16 protein-coding genes are annotated in these 18766 nt (G+C 70.9%); 9 read left to right on the top strand and 7 right to left on the bottom strand.

Going from position 1 to position 18766, the window contains the following annotated elements; genetic code table 11:
- The first annotated feature begins 161 nt into the window (after positions 1–161).
- From ACT53R_RS13340 to hemC, 9 genes are all read left to right on the top strand, one after another.
- Positions 162–1967, top strand: coding sequence for a hypothetical protein (locus tag ACT53R_RS13340; RefSeq protein WP_476172381.1), 1806 nt, complete (start codon positions 162–164; stop codon positions 1965–1967).
- Between the two features lie 30 nt (positions 1968–1997).
- On the top strand, positions 1998–3050 hold the full coding sequence (locus ACT53R_RS13345; protein WP_476172382.1) for a hypothetical protein: 1053 nt from the start codon (positions 1998–2000) through the stop codon (positions 3048–3050).
- A gap of 85 nt (positions 3051–3135) precedes the next feature.
- Entirely contained in the window at positions 3136–4566 is a 1431-nt protein-coding gene (locus ACT53R_RS13350) for a hypothetical protein (RefSeq protein ID WP_476172383.1), read from the top strand.
- A gap of 18 nt (positions 4567–4584) precedes the next feature.
- Entirely contained in the window at positions 4585–5865 is a 1281-nt protein-coding gene (locus ACT53R_RS13355) for a hypothetical protein (protein ID WP_476172384.1), read from the top strand.
- A 10-nt stretch (positions 5866–5875) separates the two neighbouring features.
- Positions 5876–6811, top strand: a complete 936-nt coding sequence (locus ACT53R_RS13360) for a hypothetical protein (protein ID WP_476172385.1) — start codon at positions 5876–5878, stop codon at positions 6809–6811.
- A 9-nt stretch (positions 6812–6820) separates the two neighbouring features.
- On the top strand, positions 6821–8719 hold the full coding sequence (locus tag ACT53R_RS13365; protein ID WP_476172386.1) for a hypothetical protein: 1899 nt from the start codon (positions 6821–6823) through the stop codon (positions 8717–8719).
- Positions 8720–8809: 90 nt separating this feature from the next.
- Entirely contained in the window at positions 8810–9532 is a 723-nt protein-coding gene (locus ACT53R_RS13370) for an alpha/beta hydrolase (protein ID WP_476172387.1), read from the top strand.
- Positions 9529–10335 carry a LytR/AlgR family response regulator transcription factor gene (locus ACT53R_RS13375; RefSeq protein ID WP_476172388.1) on the top strand — a complete coding sequence of 269 codons (807 nt, stop codon included), beginning with the start codon at positions 9529–9531 and terminating at the stop codon, positions 10333–10335. Before ACT53R_RS13370 ends, ACT53R_RS13375 begins: the two co-directional genes overlap by 4 nt.
- Before the next feature lie 246 nt (positions 10336–10581).
- On the top strand, positions 10582–11493 hold the full coding sequence (hemC, locus tag ACT53R_RS13380; RefSeq protein WP_476172389.1) for a hydroxymethylbilane synthase: 912 nt from the start codon (positions 10582–10584) through the stop codon (positions 11491–11493).
- 37 nt (positions 11494–11530) lie between these two features.
- Here the strand turns inward: hemC and ACT53R_RS13385 are convergent, their stop codons facing one another.
- The 7 genes from ACT53R_RS13385 to ACT53R_RS13415 all read right to left on the bottom strand — a co-directional run bounded on the left by ACT53R_RS13385 (position 11531) and on the right by ACT53R_RS13415 (position 18711).
- Entirely contained in the window at positions 11531–12235 is a 705-nt protein-coding gene (locus tag ACT53R_RS13385; protein ID WP_476172390.1) for a DUF481 domain-containing protein, read from the bottom strand.
- 110 nt (positions 12236–12345) lie between these two features.
- Entirely contained in the window at positions 12346–13275 is a 930-nt protein-coding gene (locus tag ACT53R_RS13390) for a dimethyl sulfoxide reductase anchor subunit family protein (protein ID WP_476172391.1), read from the bottom strand.
- On the bottom strand, positions 13272–14093 hold the full coding sequence (locus ACT53R_RS13395) for a 4Fe-4S dicluster domain-containing protein (protein WP_476172392.1): 822 nt from the start codon (positions 14091–14093) through the stop codon (positions 13272–13274). The genes ACT53R_RS13390 and ACT53R_RS13395 overlap by 4 nt, the downstream gene beginning before the upstream one ends.
- A complete protein-coding gene (locus tag ACT53R_RS13400) occupies positions 14090–14290 on the bottom strand; it encodes a hypothetical protein (protein ID WP_476172393.1) in 201 nt (66 codons plus the stop codon). The genes ACT53R_RS13395 and ACT53R_RS13400 overlap by 4 nt, the downstream gene beginning before the upstream one ends.
- Positions 14290–17118, bottom strand: coding sequence for a molybdopterin oxidoreductase family protein (locus ACT53R_RS13405; protein WP_476172394.1), 2829 nt, complete (start codon positions 17116–17118; stop codon positions 14290–14292). The genes ACT53R_RS13400 and ACT53R_RS13405 overlap by 1 nt, the downstream gene beginning before the upstream one ends.
- A 93-nt stretch (positions 17119–17211) precedes the next feature.
- A complete protein-coding gene (locus ACT53R_RS13410) occupies positions 17212–17793 on the bottom strand; it encodes a hypothetical protein (protein ID WP_476172395.1) in 582 nt (193 codons plus the stop codon).
- A 99-nt stretch (positions 17794–17892) separates the two neighbouring features.
- On the bottom strand, positions 17893–18711 hold the full coding sequence (locus ACT53R_RS13415; RefSeq protein WP_476172396.1) for a DUF3047 domain-containing protein: 819 nt from the start codon (positions 18709–18711) through the stop codon (positions 17893–17895).
- Between the last annotated feature and the right edge of the window lie 55 nt (positions 18712–18766).

The raw sequence follows: 18766 nt of genomic DNA on the forward strand, positions 1-18766 counted from the left end.
CCCGACCCCGTTCCAGCAAGCCCCGCAAGACGTCGGGCGCCGCGGCCTCCAAGCCTCGCGCTGCGCGTGCAGCGGCGAACGACACCGGCAAGACGACCGGCACCCGCCGGTCCGCCGCCACATCTTCCGGCCTTCCGGCCAACCACAGAGCAGAGACCACCATGAACCGCATCCTCCTGGTCGACCTCGGCGAGCGCGAGCTGAAAGAGCGGCAGACTCTGCGCGCGCGCCGGCAGGTCCTGAAGACCATCATCGAGAACGCCCCGACCAGCGGCGGCGCCAGCATCGACCAGCTCACCGAACTGGCCGAGATCGACCGCAAGCTCGGCAGCGACGTCGTCGCCGATCCGTTCTACCGGAAGGTGGCCGAGACCTACGCCCAGCGCAGCTGGGACGATCTCTCCGGCGGCGACGGCAGCATCGCCGAGGCCGAGGCCGCGCCGGCGAAGAAGCAGGCGAAGGCCGCGGCGCGCGACACCGACTTCGTGCACAAGTACGGCCTGATCGGCAGCCAGCGCACGCCGGAGAATTTCCTCGACCACCTGCAGCGCGGCGAGCGCGAGGTGGTCGGCATCTGCGGCCTGCTGCAGCTGGACGGCACCACCGACGCCAACCGCCGCGGCTTCGTGCAGAAGGTCAGCGCCGCGCAGGGCGAATACCGCGAGTACCGGCCGCTGTTCGACGCCGCGTTCGACCACCTCAGCCGCCAGTACGTGGTCACGCTGCGCTCGCAGGTCGAGGCCAAGCTGGTCGACCTGGGCGTGTACGGCTGCGTCGAGCCCGGCGGCGACCCGCGCAAGCGCAAGCTCACCGACGAGGGCCTGACCCCGGACCTCGGCGCCAAGGTCTGCGCGCTCAGCGGCCGCAACGTCGCCGCGGTGGTGCGCAAGCTGGCCGCCGACGGCGTCAGCGCCAACGATCCGTGGCTGGCCAGCCGCATCGAGAACGCGTACGAGATGCAGAGCGGTGCCGTCTCCGGCGCGCCGCCGTCGTCGCTGGAGATCTCGCTGCCCGACCTGGAGGAAGCGACCGACGTCGAGATCGTGCGCGAGAACCTCGACGCCGCGCAGGCGATCTACTTCGCCTACCAGCTGGAGGAGGCGCGCATGCCGCAGGTGGTCGAGAAGATCGTCGACCTGTTCCGCGGCGGCCTGCTGCCGCTGAGCTACGGCAAGACCGGCGACTACCTCTACAGCTACTACAAGAAGGCGTCGGAACGCATCACCGAGGGCGAGCGTCGCGACCTCTACATGCGCGCGCTCGGTGCGCCGGGCGGCGATCCCTCGCTCAACCAGCCCAACCGCGAGTTCAACGAACTGTGGCTGCGCTTCGTCTCCGGCGTGTCGTCGTTCGGGCGCCAGCTCAACGTCGACCGCATGTTCCGCAGCCAGATCCCGCTGGCGGTCTCGCAGGAGCAGGTGCGCAAGGCCGCGCGCGACCTCGCTGCCAGCCTGTCGCGCAACTGCTACGGCATCGCCTACCAGTTCTCGAAGGAACTGAAGACGCTGATCATCGAATACCGCGACCTGCTGAGCGACCAGGAGATCCGCGGCGCGTTCGGCGCGCGCGACATGTGGCAGGTGATCGACCAGGTCAACTCGAACTACCTCGGCGGCGCGCGGAACAGTCATCGGTATCGCACCCAGGCCCGCGCCGGCGCGGTGATCATCGCCTGGCTCAGCCGCAACAACCAGCGCCTGACCAATCGCTTCGACGAAGTCATCTCCACCAGCGCGCTGACCAATCCGCAGCTGCGCGGCAGCGACAAGCCGATGGAAAACCCCACCGACTGGGACCTGCTGCAGGCATGCGAGCAGTGGCTGGCGGTGGGCGGCGTGCAGGACCAGCGGGTCGAGGAATACGCCCAGCCGGTCGAGTCGCCGACGATCACCAGCAAGCCGATCGAGATGCCGCAGATGGCGCGCGACGTGCTGGATTCGGCCGGCATCAGCCTGCCCAGCTTCTGACCGGACGGCTTCCGTCCACGGAGAACGACCATGGCCACTCCTTCCCCTCGTGCGCAGCCGATGAAACGGCTGGTGGAACGCTCGCTGCATTCGGCGGCGCAGGCGCTGGGCACGCGCGACCCGATGCCCTACGTCGGCGACCTGATCGAACGCACGTTCTACCTGCCCGACGACGACGTCTCGTACGCCCGCAACGCGCTCACGCCCGGCGCGGTGCCGTACGAGCCCTCGTTCTCCGAGGCGGAACCCAACCTGCTGCGCTTCACGATCGAACCGCTCGGCCCCGAGGCCTCGCCGGTGTCGCGCCGCGACGAGGCGACGCGCGAGATGCGCCGGCTGATCCAGCCGGTGTTCGGCCGCGATGCGCTGCGCTGGTTCGACGGGCGCAGCGAGGAGTGGCGCGGCTTCGGCGGCCTGAGCTGGATGAACTTCGGTGCCTGGTTCGGCAGCGCGTTCGACGAGGACGGGCTGTACGCGGCCAAGATCTACTACGAACTGCTGCCGACCCAGATCGAGGCGCTGCCGCCGTCGCTGTCGCGGCTCACGCGCCAGGTGATGGCTGAGATGCCGACGCTGATGCCGATCTTCACCTCGATCGGCTGCAAGCGCGACACCGGCAGCCAGCGCGTGACCTTCCTGCATCGCGGGCCGCTGACCATCGCCGCGCTCGGGCCGCTGATGAACCGGCTCGGCATCGGTCATCAGTTGCCCAGCCTGATGCGCATCGTCGGCGTGGCCCTCGGCGGCCGCTTCGAACTGCCGCCGGGCGGCGTGCTGGTCGGCCTGCGCGAGGCGCCGGACGGCATCGAGATGAAGCTCGAGATCCTGCTCGCGGCGATCCCCGACCTGCCGGCGCGCTTCCTCGACCTGATCAAGCTGGGACTTGCGGAACGCCCGCGCCAGCTGATCGCGCTCAGCCGCTGGCTGGAAGCGTTCGGCGTGGAGGATGCGTCGGAGCAGGGGCACTTCTCGGTGCTCAGCCTGCGCGTGACGCCGACGACGCAGGCGCGGATCAGTCTGTACGTGCGGCCGATCGAGTTCGAGATGCGCGACGCGATCGAGGACGCGCACGCCCTGCAATGACGGCGGTGGCGCGCCCAGCGCGCCGCCATCGACGACACCGTTTCCCCGGCCGCAGTGCGCGGCCTTCCCTCCGGAGCGACCGGTCATGTCCGCCATCTTTCCCCCGAGAAGCCAGCCCGCGGCGCGCGCCGCCGCGGCGCCGGTCGCCAGCCGCGAGACCGTCGATACCGCGCGACGCAAGGTGCGCGCGCTGCTGGAGAGCAACGACGCGTTCGCGCACATGCCCTCCGACAAGCGCGAGGCGCTGGCGCGCGGCATGGTGCAGATCGCGACCTACCTGGCCGAGCCCGACGGCATGCGCCTGAAGCCCGGGCAGCAGAGCCCGCAGGTGCGCGCGCTGGCCGGCGAAGAGGGCCAGCCGCTGCCGCAGCAGCCACAGCCGGAATTCGGCCAGGCGCTGCGCACCGGCGTCGAGCAGGCCGGCGCGCTGATGAACGCGGTGAATTTCCCGACCTTCGTCAGTGGCCTGATCGACGGTGTGTTCCATTCGATCGTGACCTCGTCGATCGAGCAGATGGAGGCCTACGCCAAGCTCGTCGCCGACGTGTCCAAGAGCCTCAACCAATTCCGCGACGACAACACCACGCAGAACCAGGGGCGCGACCACCTCGTCGAGCAGTTCCCCGACCTGTTCCAGCTGCAGATGGGCGGCGGTGGCGGCTGGGACGATTTCGGCAGCTTCGGCGACGACGGCACCGGCGGGTCGAAACCCGCGGAGCCGCGCGTGGTGCTGCGCCAGGATGTCGACGAGCGCAGGGCGGTGGACCGGCTCAACCAGTCGCTGCCGCTGGACAAGCCGCTGACCCGCATCGACGACGACCTCGTCGAGGCGCTGCTGGTGCCTGCCGCGCGCACCCAGCTGGCGACCAGCCGGCAGCAGCTGCTGGCGACGATGGTGATGCTGGGCATCAACCGCATCGTGGTGACCGACGGCAAGATCTCGGCCAAGGTGATGTACGACTTCCAGGCCCGCGACAACAGCCGCTACCGCTACAGCGCCAGCCAGTTCGACCACGAGAAGGACGCGTACGGCAACGTCCAGATGACCCGCAGCAATGAAGGCTCGTACGAGAACAGCAACGAGCGTGGCACCGCCGTGCGCGACCAGAACGGCAACGTGGTCAGTGGTCCGTCGGTCTACGGCAGCGGCTATGGCCGCTACGGTGGCGCGGCCTACGAGGGCGGCAAGTCGTACGCGAAGGGCGACTACAAGTACAACGAGCAGCCGATCATCAAGATGATGAGCACCTCGCAGCTGCAGAACGACAGTTCGCTGCAGGCCAAGGCCAGCCTGGCCGGGCAGGTGGAGGTGAACTTCAAGAGCGACTACATGCCGCTGGAGAAACTGGCGAATCCCGAATCCATCGCCGCGATCCAGATGAACGCGCAGCCAGGCATGGTGAAGACGCTGGCGACGAACCGGCCGCAGACCGCGGCCGCGCCGGGCACGCCAGCCGCGTCCGCGTCGCCCGCCGCGCCCGCCGCGCCCGGCACGACGCCCGTCCCGACCGCCTGACGCCGCACGGAGCCCGCCATGTCCGCCCAGTCCGTCCTGCCTGCCGCCAGTGCGCCCACCCGCAGTCCGTCCGCGTCGAGCGCGCCGGCCTGGCTCGACGACGAAACCCTGCGCGCGGTGCGTCCGCAGGTGCGGCAACTGCTCGAATCCTCGCCCGGCTTCCGCGCGCTGTCGGCAGACCAGCAGCAGGACATCGCGCGCACGATGGTGCGGGTGGCCTCGTACATGGCCAATCCCGATGGCTTGGCGAAGCAGGAACTCACGCCCGGCCGCGGCGTGCTAGCGAAATCGCAGGCGGCCGACGGCGCGCCCGCGCAGGCGCTGGCCAACCCGGTCGACCAGGCCAAGAGCAAGGCTTCGGACAAGATCGGCACTTTCGCCGGCAGCGATTTCGAGGCCGGCTCGGTGAAGCAGGGCGCGGACAACTTCAAGGCGTTCGTCGGCGCGGTCGACTTCCCGAAATTCGTCGGCGGGCTGATCCAGAACGTGTTCCAGGCGATCGTCGACGCCTCGATCCAGCAGATGGAGGCCTACGCCAGCCTGCTGAAGGCGGTCGCGCAGACGGTGGACCAGTTCGCCGCCGACAACATCACCATGAACAACGCCCGCGACTGGCTGTCCGAGCGCTTCGCCGGCGACCTCACCCTCGGCAACGACGGCGAGAGCGGCGCACCGCAGCTGGCGGTGAAGAACGAGGACGACGCCGAAGGCGCGCTGGCCCGCATCAACCAGGAACTGCAACTGGCCGAGCCGGTCAGCGATCTGTCCGACCAGGCGCAGGAAGCGCGGCTGGTGATGGCCGCACGCATGCAGATGGCGCGCAGCCGCCAGCAGATGCTGTCGTCGATGGTGATCCTCGGCATCAACCGCATCGTCGTCACCGACGGCCTGATCAACGCCAAGGTCGTCTTCAACTTCCGCGCCAGCGACGAGGCCACGCGCAACGCCCGAGCCTCGCTGTACGACCGCGACAGCAGCTACAACAAGAACACCTCGGTGGCCGGCGCGCATTTCGGCTGGGGTGGCGCGGCCAGCGCCAACACCAACGTGCAGAGCCACATGACCACGGTGTCGTCGTCGGTCGACGAGAATTCCACCTCCAGCCAGGAGATGAAGGCCAAGCTCACCGGCGAGGTGCGGGTGAACTTCAAGTCCGACTACTTCCCGATGGACAAGCTGGCCTCGCCGGCGATGATCGCCAGCATCCAGGGCAACGCCACGCCGCTGGATACCAACCGCACCGTCGCCGGCGGCAAGGGCGCACCCGCGCCGGCGCCCGCGCCCGCCACGGCGGGCTGAGGGCGCGGCCATGCTGCGTCTGGCGCCGCCTCCGCCGCCGGTCTGCGTCGAGCCGCGGCATCGTTACGCCGATCTGCTCGGTGCGGTGTCGCTGGCGCTGTCGGTCTGCGGTAGCCGCCCGGCCGTCGCGCAGGCGCTGGCGGGCATCGATTTCGACCTGCCCGAAGGCGCGCCGACCGCCGAGGACCGCGTCCAGTTGGAAGCCGCGGGCCCGCTGTACTTCGCCAGCGAACTCGAACGCACCGCGTTGCTGCCGACCGCCGAACTCATCGCCGGGCTGTTCGCCAGCGGCGCGATCGTGCAGCCGCTGGGCCCGGTGGCGAAGCTGCTGCACGACTTCTGGCGTGGCCGCCGCGAGCGCATGACCGCGGAGGAACGCGAGGCGGTATTCGCGCGGGTGATCGAGACGCCGTATTTCGACCGGCTGATGCGCGGGCTGTGCGAAGCCATCGCCGCGCATGCCGATCCGTCCATGCCCGGCGGGCCGGGTTCTGGCGGGCCTGGCCTGCACGCGCAGGTCGCGCTGGCGACGCAGGCGCAGAGCCTGGGCGCGTTCCTCGCCCAGCGCGTCGATCCGATGGCCGCCATCGCCGCGCGCGACATCGTCGAGACGATCAACACCGCGCTGGCGTTCCTGCGCGATCGGCAACTGCAGCTCGCCTTCGGCGTGCGCGACCTGTGGCGGCTGGTGGAGATCGTCGGTAGCCAGCACGGCGGCGTCGCCGGCGACGCGCAGCGGCACGTCGATCGCGGTCGCAGCGGCCAGACCGTGCTGCTGTGGCTGTCGAAGCACTACGCCGAGCAGGCGATCGTGCTCGATCCTGCGGCGCCGGCCGACGTCGAGCTGCTGGTGGCCGCGCAGCGCTGGCTGGCGTCCGCGCCCACCGCCGCGGCGGACGCCGGTACACCGTCGACCGCGCGGTTCCCGCTGCCGCAGGTGGCCTGAGTGGTCGCCGTGCGCGCCGCCTCCGCGCCGCCATCACCGCCGCCGCCACCGCCGTGGATCCGGCTCGCGGTGCGCGACGTGCTCGAACGCACGCCGCACTACGCCACGCTGCCGCCGCCCGATCGCCAGGCGCTGGCGCAGGCGATGGTGAAGGTGTCGACGCTGGCCGCTGAACTCATCGCCGAGGAAGGCCAGGCCGCGGGCGAGATCGAGCGCCGCGCGCCGTCGCGCCCCGCACCGCCGCTGGCGACCGCGCAGTCGGCGCAGCCGGAATTCGGCACGGCCGCCGACCGCATCGCCGGCATCACCCGCAACGTGCTCAACGCGGTGTCGTTCCCGCGCTTCGTCACCGATCTCATCAACGGCGTGTTCAAGGCGATGATCGACGCCAACCAGCAGCAGATGAACCAGTACGTGCAGCTGCTCAACGCGGTGTCGGCCTCGGCCGAGGGCTTCGAGCGCAGCCAGTTCGGGCTGGTGCAGGTGCGGCAGTGGGTGGCCGATCACTTTCCCGAGGCGATCGAATACGACAGCCCCGATCCCGAGGACCTGCCGCAGCCGGGCGACCGCATGGACGCCGAGGAGCGCGCGGACCTGCAACGCGAACTGGAGAACGTGAAGCTGCGACTGAAGGTCGGCGCGTCGATGCCGGGCGTCGAGGAAGTGCGCGCGACGCTGGGCATCCCGCAGGAAGAACCGGTCGACGTCTCCGGCCCCGAACAGCTGGTGCCGCTGGCGCGCCGCTACCTGGCCCGCCAGCGCCAGCAGCAGCTGGCGACGATGGTGATGCTGGGCATGCAGCGCATCGTCATCGACAGCGGCAAGATCAACGCAGCGATGCGCTTCCACATCGACACCCGCAGCGCCGCCAGCGAGGACAAGGGCAGCGAGTTCGGCGTGAAGAACCGGGTGAAGGCCGGCGGCAGCTTCGGCGTGGGACCGTGGGGCGCCAGCGCCGAGGTCGAGAACACGATCAGCTACGTCTCCACCGAGCGCAGCCAGCGCACCGAGGAGATCAACACCGATCTCGAACTCAATTCGTCGGTCGAATTGAACTTCCACACCGACTATTTGCCGCTCAACCAGATGGCGGCGCAGGCGCAGGCCGACCGCATCCGCAACGCCACGCTCAACCCGACCGCCGATATTCCCGATCCGTCCGCGGCGCGGAACGCTCGCCTGCAGGCGCAGCTGACCTCCGAGCGCGAACGCCGCACCGGCATCGACAACGTCGTCGCCGAAGGCGCGAAGCCGCTGCCGCCGAGTCCACCAACACCCGCGCCGGCCCCGGCACGTCCGCCGGCCGCCGGACCGTCGCCCGCACCGGCTCCCGGGCCCGCGCCTGCGCCGGGAACGGCTCCCGCGCCTGCGCCTGCGACCACGCGTGCCCCGGCGCCCGCACCCGCGGCCACGCGCACACCGGCCCCGGCATCCGGCCCTGCACCGGCGCCTGCACCGGCACCGGGTCCTGCCCCGGCTCCGGCTGCCCGATCGGCGCCTGCGCCATCGCCCGCACCGGCGGTTTCACCCGCGCCCGCCCCTGCCCGAGCCCCGTCGCCCGCAGCTGCGCCCGCACCCGCGATGTCTGCGCCCGCCCCGGCGCCGGCTGCGCCTGCACCTGCTCCGGGCGCATCGCCTGCGCCGGCCCCCGCGCCTGCGGCCGCCGGCACCGGCGCCACCGTCGGCAGTCAGGTCGGGGCTGCGGTCGGCGGGGCGGCGGGCACGGCGGCCGGGACGGCCATCGGCGGGGCGATCGGCGGTGCGGCCGGCGGCGTGCCCGCTGCGGTCACCGGGCCGATTGGTGGCGCAATCGGTGGCGCGGTGGGCACGGCGGTCGGCGGTGCGGTGGGATCGGCCGTGGGCGGTGCCGTCGAAGGCGCGATCGGCGACCTGTTCCGCGCCCACTGATCGGCCGCCTGCGGCCGACGATCGGTCGCCGCCGGACGCTAGACCATCGTTCGGTGGCGTCCCGGCGGCGACCGCGGCCAGAATAGGCCGATGACCTCATCCGATTCCGTCTCCCCCGACACCGCCGCGCCCCTCCTCGATTGCGTCGAACTGCACACCGGCAGCGGTGCGCCCGCCTGGACCGTGCTCTGGCTGCACGGCCTCGGTGCCGACGGCAACGACTTCGTGTCGATCGTCCACGATCTGGTGCGCCCCGACTGGCCTGCGCTGCGCTTCGTCTTCCCGCATGCGCCGGTGCGGCCGGTCACCGTCTTCGGCGGCCAGCAGGTGCGCGCCTGGTACGACATCGCCGATTTCGGCTTCGCCAATCGCGGCGACATCGACGGCGTGAACGCTGCGGTCGCGCAGGTCGAGGCCCTGATCGCCCGCGAGGCCGCGCGCGGCATCCCGGCATCGCGAATCATTCTCGCCGGCTTCTCGCAGGGCGGCGCCGTTACCCTCGCCGCCGGCCTGCGTCGCACCGAGCCGCTGGCCGGGCTGGTTGCGTTGTCGACCTACCTGCCCGCGGGCGAACGCGCGGTCGACGCCTTCGTGCCCGGCGCCGAACGCCAGCCGATGTTCATGGCCCACGGCGTCGCCGATCCGGTGGTGCCGTACCTCATCGGCGAACGCAGCATCGCGGTGCTGCGCCAGCTCGGGTTCACCCCGGAGTGGCACCCGTATCCCATCGCCCACCACGTCTTCCCCCAGGAGATCCGCGACCTCGGCACCTGGTTCCAGGCGCGTTTCAAGGCGGCCTCCGCGGCCGGATGACCGGGGCGCGAGGGAGCGCTACCATCGAACCCAATGGGATCAGGCCGCACAGTGACGTGAAAGTCCTCATCGCCGACGACGAACCGATGGCCCGCGAGCGCCTGCGTGCGCTGCTCGCGGAGCACGCCGATCTGCGGCTGGTGGCCGAGGCCGCCGACGGCAGCACCGCGCTCGATGCCTGCGCCGAACACACGCCGGACATCGTGCTGCTCGACATCGCGATGCCGGGTCTGGACGGCCTGGAGGCCGCGCGTCACCTCGCCGGCTTCGAGCCGCGGCCCGCGGTCGTGTTCTGCACGGCCTACGACGAGCACGCGCTGTCGGCGTTCGACGCTGCCGCGGTCGACTACGTGGTCAAGCCCGTGCGCCGCGAACGCCTCGCCGCCGCGCTGGACCGCGCCCGCACCTTCGTCGCCGGCCGCGCCCCGCGCACCGACGCCGCGCCTGCGGCAACCGCCGCCCCCGGCAAACGCCGCACGCACCTGTGCGCCCGCCTGCGCGGCAGCCTGCGCCTGATCGCGATCGAGGACATCCGCTACCTGCACGCCGAAGAGAAATACGTGGTCGTGCACCACGCCCGCGGCGAGGACCTCATCGAGGAATCGCTGAAGTCGCTGGAAACCGAATTCGCCGAACGCTTCGTCCGCATCCACCGCAACTGCCTCGTCGCCCGCGACGAACTGGTCGAACTGCGCCGCGCCGCCGACGGCCGCATCGAAGCGATGCTCCGCCACGGCGAGAAACCGCTGGAAGTCAGCCGCCGCTGCGTGCCGCACCTGCGGGAGTTGGTGCGGGCGTTGTAACCGCCTTCGCGAACGCCTTCCCTGTAGGAGCGGCGGCTTTCAACCGCCGCATGGCGGGTCAAGCCGCGACAGGCGAAGGCATGCCGTTCCGCATGACCCGAAGTCTTTCCTGTGGGAGCGATGGAAGTCGCAACGCTGCGAGGAATGGCTGTCTGTAGTTTGTCGCGGCTTGACCCGCCATGCGGCGGTTGAAAGCCGCCGCTCCTACAGACAAGGGGGCGGGCAGGGCCATGCGATAATCCCGCAATGAAGACTCTCCGCATCGCGACCCGCAAGAGCCCGCTGGCGCTCTGGCAGACCGAGCACGTGGCCGACCGGCTGCGTGCACTGCATCCCGACCTCACCATCGAACTCGTGCCGATGTCCACCCGCGGTGACGAGGTGCTGGACCGCTCGTTGGCCGCCGTCGGCGGCAAGGGCCTGTTCCTCAAGGAGCTGGAGCTGGCGATGCTGCGCGGCGAGGCGGACTGTGCGGTGCATTCGCTGAAGGACGTACCGATGGAGCTGGAAGGCCCGTTCGTGCTGCCTGCCATCCTCGAACGCGCGGACCACGCCGATGCCTTCGTCAGCAACCGCTTCGACGGCATCGACGCCCTGCCGCAGGGCGCGCGCGTCGGCAGTTCGTCGCTGCGCCGGCAGGCGCAGTTGCGTGCGCTGCGGCCGGATCTCGATCTCGTCGACCTGCGCGGCAACGTCAACACGCGGCTGGCGAAGCTCGATGCCGGCGACTACGACGCCATCCTGCTCGCCTGCGCCGGCCTGCAACGGCTCGGCTTCGACGCCCGCATCCGCGCGCGGCTGGATGCCCCGACGTGGCTGCCCGCGCCCGCGCAGGGCGCGATCGCGATCGAGTGCCGCGAGGACGACGCCGGCACGCGTGCGCTGTGCGCCGCGCTCAACCACGCGCCGACCCGCGCCTGCGTCGAGGCCGAGCGCGCGATGAACCGCGCGCTGCACGGCAGCTGCCAGGTGCCGGTGGCCGCGTTCGCCCGGCATGTCGAAGGCGGCCTGCATCTGGTCGGCCTCGTCGCCGCGGTGGCCGATGGTCGCGCGGTGCGCGCGGAAGCGACCGGCGACGATCCCGATGCGCTGGGCCGTCACGTCGCGCAGCTGTTGCTCGACCAGGGCGCCGGCGCGATGCTGCATCCGCAAGCGTGAGCCGGGGCCCGCGCCGTGCGGGCCGCATCGTTCGATCTCAGAAGCCGTAGACGAGATTGAGCGTCGACAGCGTATCGGTGTTCTTCACGCCCACCGGCACGTCGGTGTTGTGGCGCACTTCCAGCGCCGCTTTCAGCGCCAGTGCTTCGCTCATCTTCACCAGCACGCCGAAATCGTTGCGCGCGAAGGTGTTGTCGCTGCCGTACTCGATCAGCAGCGTATCGCGCACCGAGGTGTTGGCATTGAACTTGTGGTCGAAGTTCAGGAAGCCGCGGCCGATCGCCTGGTCGAGGTGGCGGCGTTCGTCCTGCAGTTTGGCCCACCGGTAGCCGGCGCCGACTTCGACCGTGAGCTTCGTCGCGTCGTTCTTGATCGCCTCGTAGCCGTAGCCGCCCGAGGCGGCCCACTGGTATTCGTTGGCGGCGAAATGGTCGCGCTCGTTGCGCACCGATCCGAACAGGTAGTGGTGCTCGCGCATGCGATAGCCGGTGCCGCCGTAGAGCTCGTAGCGGCGCGCGCTCTCGTTGCCGTTGCTCTTGCCGTACAGGAACGCCGCGCCCGCGCTGTGCTTCCAGGCGCCGCTTTCGCTGGCGAGGTTGAGCTTGGCGTTGAATGTCTGGTTGTCGGCGTTGCCCTTGGCGACGGCCAGGCCCAGTTCGCCGGTGCCGCTCCAGTCGTTGTCGGCGGCGAGCGTGGTGGTGGAGACGAGCATGAGGGCGGCAACGAGAGCGAGCTGGCGCATCGGCAGGTCCTGCGGAAACGGAGGGGACGGGCGTCGCCCCGGCGACGCCGGGGCATTCTCGGGCAGGAACGGCGGCCCGCGCCACTGCCGGTCCGGTTCGCCGACCACCGTCAGTGGTAGAGCGCCACCAGGTGCTTCGCTTCGGCGAAGAACAGCCAGCGTTCCACCAGCGCGCCGATCTGGAACGCGATCACCGCCGCCACGAGGACCGGCAATGTCGTCGCCGGCGCGAGCCACACGACGCTCGCGCACGACGCGGGCAGCAGCGCGAACAGGGCGAGCGCGATGCGGCGCAGTTTCGCGGCATGCCTGCGCGCCAGCACGAAACCCATCTCGCGCATCACGTAGGTCGTTTCGGTCGTCGGGCGCTCGAACACCGACACTTCGCGCCCGGGCAGGCCCACCGCATCGCCGGGCGTGAAGGGCAGCGGCGCGCGATCGAGGTCGCGCCAGTAGCGCAGCTTCAGCGCGGCGAGGGCCAGCGGCACGAACACCAGCAGTGCCGCCACCGCCTGCGACCACGTCGGCGCCAGCAGCACGCACAGCCGGAACGGGAACAGCCCGCCGACGAGCGCGAAGCCGAGGTAGCCCGGCACCACGAGCCGGTGCCGCCATGCGGGGATCGGCTTGAGCGAGGCGTAGATCATCGCGGTGCAGGCGACCGCCGCGAGGGAGAGCATCGACAGCAGTGCGGCGGCCGTGCGCAACGCGACCGGATGGCCGTGGAATGCCAGCAGCGCGAACGTCGCCACGGCCGCCGCCAGCGCCGCCACCGACAGCACGCCTTCGCGCGACATCCATGCGCTGCGCCACTGCGAGAACGCGCGCCATACGCGGAGCGGCTTGCCCAGGTGCCACAGCGATGCGAGCACGCCGATGCCGACCAGCACCGCGCCGACGATCAGCCCGATCGCCCAGCCGATCCCTTCGTAGGGCGAGAGCGGCGGGTGCGCGACGATGCGCAGCCCGAGCCACCACCACAGGCCGAAACCGGTGCCCGAGAGCGTGGTGAAGAAGATGACGGAGAACGCCGGGTTCATCGCGACAGCACCCGGTCCAGCCAGCGCAGCAGCGGGGGGAGCTGCGCGGTGTCGAGCGGTTCTTCCTGCATCGATGCCGGCGTGTCCGATGCCTCACCCGCGCGCCGCGGCCGCGGCGGCAGGTAGCGATTGACCGGGGCGTAGCCGAGCTCGGGCATCAGCGCGACGCCACCGCGTTCGGCGACGAGCTTCGACACCGCGGAGTCCGGATCGCCGAGATCGCCGAAATGCCGGGCGCCGGTCGGGCAGGCCTGCACGCAGGCCGGCTTGCGGTCGGCTTCGGGCAGGCGCGTGTCGTGGATGCGGTCGACGCAGAGCGTGCACTTCTTCATCGTGCCCGTGGTTTCGCTGTATTCGCGGGCGCCGTACGGGCAGGCCCAGCTGCACAGCTTGCAGCCGATGCATTTGGCGTCGTCGACCAGCACGATGCCGTCCTCCGCGCGCTTGAAGCTGGCGCCGGACGGGCAGACGGTGACGCAGGCCGGCGTCTCGCAGTGCAGACAGCTGCGCGGGAAGTGCAGGGTCATCGCGGGTTGTGCCTCCCCTCTCGCGCCTCCAGCGCAACCGGACACCGTGCCCTCATCCGCCCTGCGGGCACCTTCTCCCGGGGGGAGAAGGACATCGGCCGCAACCTCGTAGCTGTGCACGCGGTTGAACCACACGCCCGACGGCGCGTCGCCGTAGGGATCGACGTCGGGGCCGGCCGCTTCGGCGTTCCACTGCTTGCAGCTCACCGCGCAGGCGTGGCAGCCGACGCAGGTGTCGAGATCGATGACGAGCCCGAGCTTCTTCTTCGATGGTGGCGGCAGCATGGTCATGCGCGTTCGCTCTTCCACAGCAGCCACAGGCCGGCCGCGATCATCGCGACCGTCGCCGCGGCGAGCGGCACGAGGTGCGCGCCGACGAAGCCGCCCGGTTCGACCGCGATCACGGCCTGCCACAGCAGCGCGAGGCTGCATGCCTTCGCGACGGCGATGCAACTCCAGCCGGCGATGCGTTGCGACGACGTGCGCATCAGCGGTGCCCCGCGGAGGCCGGCGACGCCAACGGCACGAACTGCGGTGCGCTCATGCCCGCGGTGTCGGCCTTGCGGATCGCCACGCGCAGGTCGAACCACGCGGCCTGGCCGGTGACGGGGTCGGCGTTGGCGTAGTCGCCGCGTGGTGTGCGGTCGGAGATCAGGTGGTTGAGCAGGAAGCCCTGCGTGCCTTCGGGCGCGTCCTTCGACAGCGCCCACGCGCCGCGGCGCTTGCCGATCGCGTTCCACGTCCACACGGTGTCGGGCTGCACGTTCGACGCGAGCGCGGCCTGCACGGTGATCGTGCCGTGATGCGAGGACACTTCGATCCAGTCGTCGTCGGCGATGCCGTGCTTCGCCGCGGTGTCCGGATGCAGGTACAGCCGGTTGTGCGTGGCGATCTGCCGCAGCCACGCGTTCTGCGAGCCCCACGCGTGGTACATGAACATCGGCCGCTGCGTGATCGCGCTGAGCGGGAACGCGTCGCCGTCGACCTGCGCCATCGCGAACGGTTCGTACCACTGCGGCAGCGGATCGAAGTAGGTCGCGACGCGCTCGCGATGCTCCGGTGGCGGCACGTGCGCGCCGTGGCCCTGCGCGGCCAGGCGGAAGCGCTGCAGCGTCTCCGAATACAGCGGCAGCACGATCGGATCGGCACTGGCGAGGAAGCCGAGCCGGTGCGCCCACTGCAGGTAGTCGCGGTTCGCCATCTTGAAGTAGCGCGCCGATTCCGGAACCGCCGCGTGCCACACGCCGCCGTGTTCGGCGTAGCGCGCGAGCTGCTCGGGGTTCGGCGGGCCCTTGCCGTGCAAATGGCCGTCCTCGCCGCGCCAGCCGGCGAGCAGGCCCATGCCCGGCGCGCGTTCGTGGCGGACGAGATAGTCGGCGTAGTCGCGGTATTTCGGCGTGCCGTCCTCGTTCGCCATGCCCGGCAGGCCGAGCCGCGCGCCGAGGTCGAGCAGCACCGACTGGAAGCCGCGCACGTCGCGCGCGCGACCTTCGGCATCGGGCTGCGTCGCGGGATCGAACACCGGCATGCGCAGCGCGTCGATCGCGGCGTCGGCGTCGGAGATCGGCCGGTCGAGCAGGCTGATCGCGTCGAAGCGTTCGAGATAGGTCGTGTCCGGCAACACGAGGTCGGCGTAGGCGACCATCTCGCTGGAATACGCATCGCTGTAGATCACGTGCGGGATGCGGTACGCGCCGTCGGCGTCGCGATCGGTCAGCCACTGCATCGTCTCGCGCGTGCTCATCGCCGAGTTCCAGCTCATGTTCGCCATGAACAGGAACAGCGTGTCGATGGGATACGGATCGCCCGCCCACGCGTTGCGGATCACCGTGTGCAGCATGCCGTGCGAGGCCAGCGGATACGCCCACGAGAACGCATGGTCGATGCGTCGCGGTCTGCCTTCGGCATCGACGAGCAGGTCTTCCGGGCCGTGCACGAAGCCCAGCGGCGCGGCGTCGAGCGTGCCGTCGGCGCGGCGCGTGCGGCCGGGTCGGTTCGCCGGCGGCGACGGCTTCGGGAACGGCGGCTGGTAGCGGAAGCTGCCCGGTGCGTCGACCGCGCCCAGCAGCAGTTGCAGCACGTGCAGCGCGCGGCAGGTGTGGAAGCCGTTGGCGTGCGCGCTGATGCCGCGCATCGCGTGCATCGCGACCGGGCGACCGACCATCGTCGGATGCGTGCGGCCCCAGACATCGGTCCACGGCACCGGCAGTTCGAGGCCGCTGTCGAACGCGGCGTCGGCCAGCTCGCGCGCGAGCCGGCGGATGGTGTCGGCCGGCACGCCGCAGCGCGCGCTGACCGCGTCGGGCGAATGTTGCGGATCGAGATAGCGTTTGGCGAGCAGCTGGAACGCCGGCACCGCACTGCGGCCGTCGGTCAGCACGACTTCGCCGACGACGATCGGCGACAGGCCGGTCGCACGCGCATCGCGGAACGTGCCGGTGTTGCGGTCGCGGCACAGCGGTGCGCCGTCGGCGTCGCGCGCGAACAGGCCGTCTTCCGCGCCGCCGGGATCACGCAACACCAGCCAGTGCGCGTTGGTGTGGCGGACGAGGAAGTCGAGGTCGATGCGGTCGCTGCGCAGCAGTTCGTGCACCAGCGCGAACGCGAGCAGGCCGTCGGTGCCGGGACGGATGCCGATCCACTCGTCGGCAATGGCGCCGTAGCCGCTGCGCACCGGATTGATCGCGACGATCTTCGCGCCGCGCGCCTTCAGCTGGCCGAGGCCGCGCTTGATCGGATTGGAATCGTGGTCCTCGGCCACGCCCCACAGCATCAGGTAGCGCGCGTGTTCCCAGTCGGGTTCGCCGAATTCCCAGAAGCTGCCGCCGACGGTGTACAGCCCGCCCGCGGCCATGTTCACCGAGCAGAAGCCGCCGTGCGCGGCGTAGTTGACGGTGCCGAACTGCTGCGCCCACCAGCCGGTGAGCGCCTGCGACTGGTCGCGGCCGGTGAAGAACGCGAGCCGGTCGGGATCGCGTTCGCGGATCGGCTTCAGCCAGTCCGTCGCGATGGCGAGCGCTTCGTCCCATTCGATCTCTCGGAACTCGCCGCGACCGCGTTCGCCGGTGCGCAGCAGCGGCTTGCGCAGGCGCGCGGGCGAGCGGTGCTGCATCAGCCCGGCCGAACCCTTCGCGCAGAGCACGCCGCGGTTCACCGGATGGTCGGGATCGCCCTCGATCGCGCGGACCGCGCCGTCGCGCAGGCGGACGCGGATGCCGCATCGGCACGCGCACATGTAGCACGTGGTGCGCCTGATCTCGTCGGCGGGCGTGGACGACAGCTCGTCCGGCCTGTCATGCGGGCGCGATGCGGACATGCCGCCATTGTGCCTGCCGTGCCCGCGGCGGGCGAGGGGCGGCCGGCATCGTGCGCGATGACCGCGTCGCGATGCCGTCAGCGCAGGGTTTCGTCAGCGCGGGGCGTCGATGCGGATCGACGGGTCGTTGTAACGCGAGTAGCGGATGGTCGTCGTGGTGGTGCGGCCGCCCGCGCTGCCGGTGACTTCCTGGCGGATCGGCAGGCCGTCGGCGGTGCCGACCCACAGCAGCGCCGTCGTCGGCACCTTGCCGGCGATCGTCATCCGGTACTTTTTCGCCGGCTTGCCGTCGGCGACCTCGCTGCCAAGCGCTTCGACCTGCATCCTGTCGACTTCGCGGAAGGCGTAGTCGCTCTGGCGCCACTGGGTCATGGCGCCCTTGGGCATCGGCACCTTCATGGTGTGGCCGCCGAAGTTCATGTACATCGTGTCGCCGATGATGTATTGCGCGCCCTGCGGCGTCTGCACGCGATAGCGGTCGGGCGCGGCGAAATCCATGTCGCTGGCCGGCACGCGCTTGTCGCTGCTTTCCATGTGCACGTGGTAGGTGCGCAGGGCGAGGAACTTCACGCTGAGCGCCTTCATGTCCTCCTTCGCGCCGGCCCACGCGGCGGTGGCGGCGAGCAGGGACAGGGGCAGGGCGGCGAGGGCGAGGCGGCGTGCGACGGTCGTCATCGGGATCGGTCCGGGAAAGGGAAGGCGTTGCCTGCGGAAGCGTAAAACGCGGCGCGGAGCGGCCAGTGCGGCCGGCGGTGGGCTGCCGGCGACCGGCGATCAGTGCATCGCGCGGGCGTCGAAGTGGATGTCGCCGAACCAGGTGGTGACGTTCTCGCCGGTGACGTCGGTGTCGACCGTCACCGAGACGCCGGTGACCCGTGGCGCCGGTTCGCCGAACGCACGCTGGTAGTCCACCGCGATGTCGCGCTGCGGCGACACCCAGCGGTTCTCGTCGGCGTGGCCGGCGGTGGCGACGATGGTCATCAGGAACGGCCCCGACAGGTCCTCGCGCACGCTGTCCGCGGGCGCGCTGCCGTCCCAGACGTAACACAGCGTCGCGGTCGGGCCGTTGCGGCCGTTGCGCGCGAGCTCGAGCTTGCGCAGGCCGCGTTCCTTCAGCGACATCGTCTCCTCCTTGCGGGCGAAGAAGACGCAGAGCTTCGCGGCCGCGTCGTCGACGGGCTTGCGCGGCGGCGGGTCGGGCCGGTCGAGCGCATGCGTGGTGCGCCAGCGCCAGCGCAGGATCGGGGTCTGCTTCGGGTCCGCGAACAGGCCGTGGCGCAGGGTCGCGGTGGCGCCGTCGGCACGGCCGCGCAGCACGATCGTGCCCGGATCGGCGACCACCCGTGGCCGGCCGCGCTTGCCCGCGGCGGGCTGGACCACGTGCATGGCGCCGTCGAGGACCAGGTCGTAGAAGGTCGCGTGCTCGGTGTCGGTCGGGCGTTCCACGATCCAGCCCGGCGGCGCGGTGCCGGCCAGCGGGCCGGCGGAGAACGGCGTGGGACCGAGCGACTGGGCGGTCGCGAGCGTCGCCGCGGCGCACAGCAGCAGGGCCGCGGCAGGGCGGGGGCGGGGCAGGCGGAGGAACCGGGGCATCCGTGGGCGTCCGGGGTCGGGCAGGGGCAGGGACGATAGCGCACCATACCCCGGC

This window comes from Lysobacter sp. DMC104 (assembly GCF_056313665.1).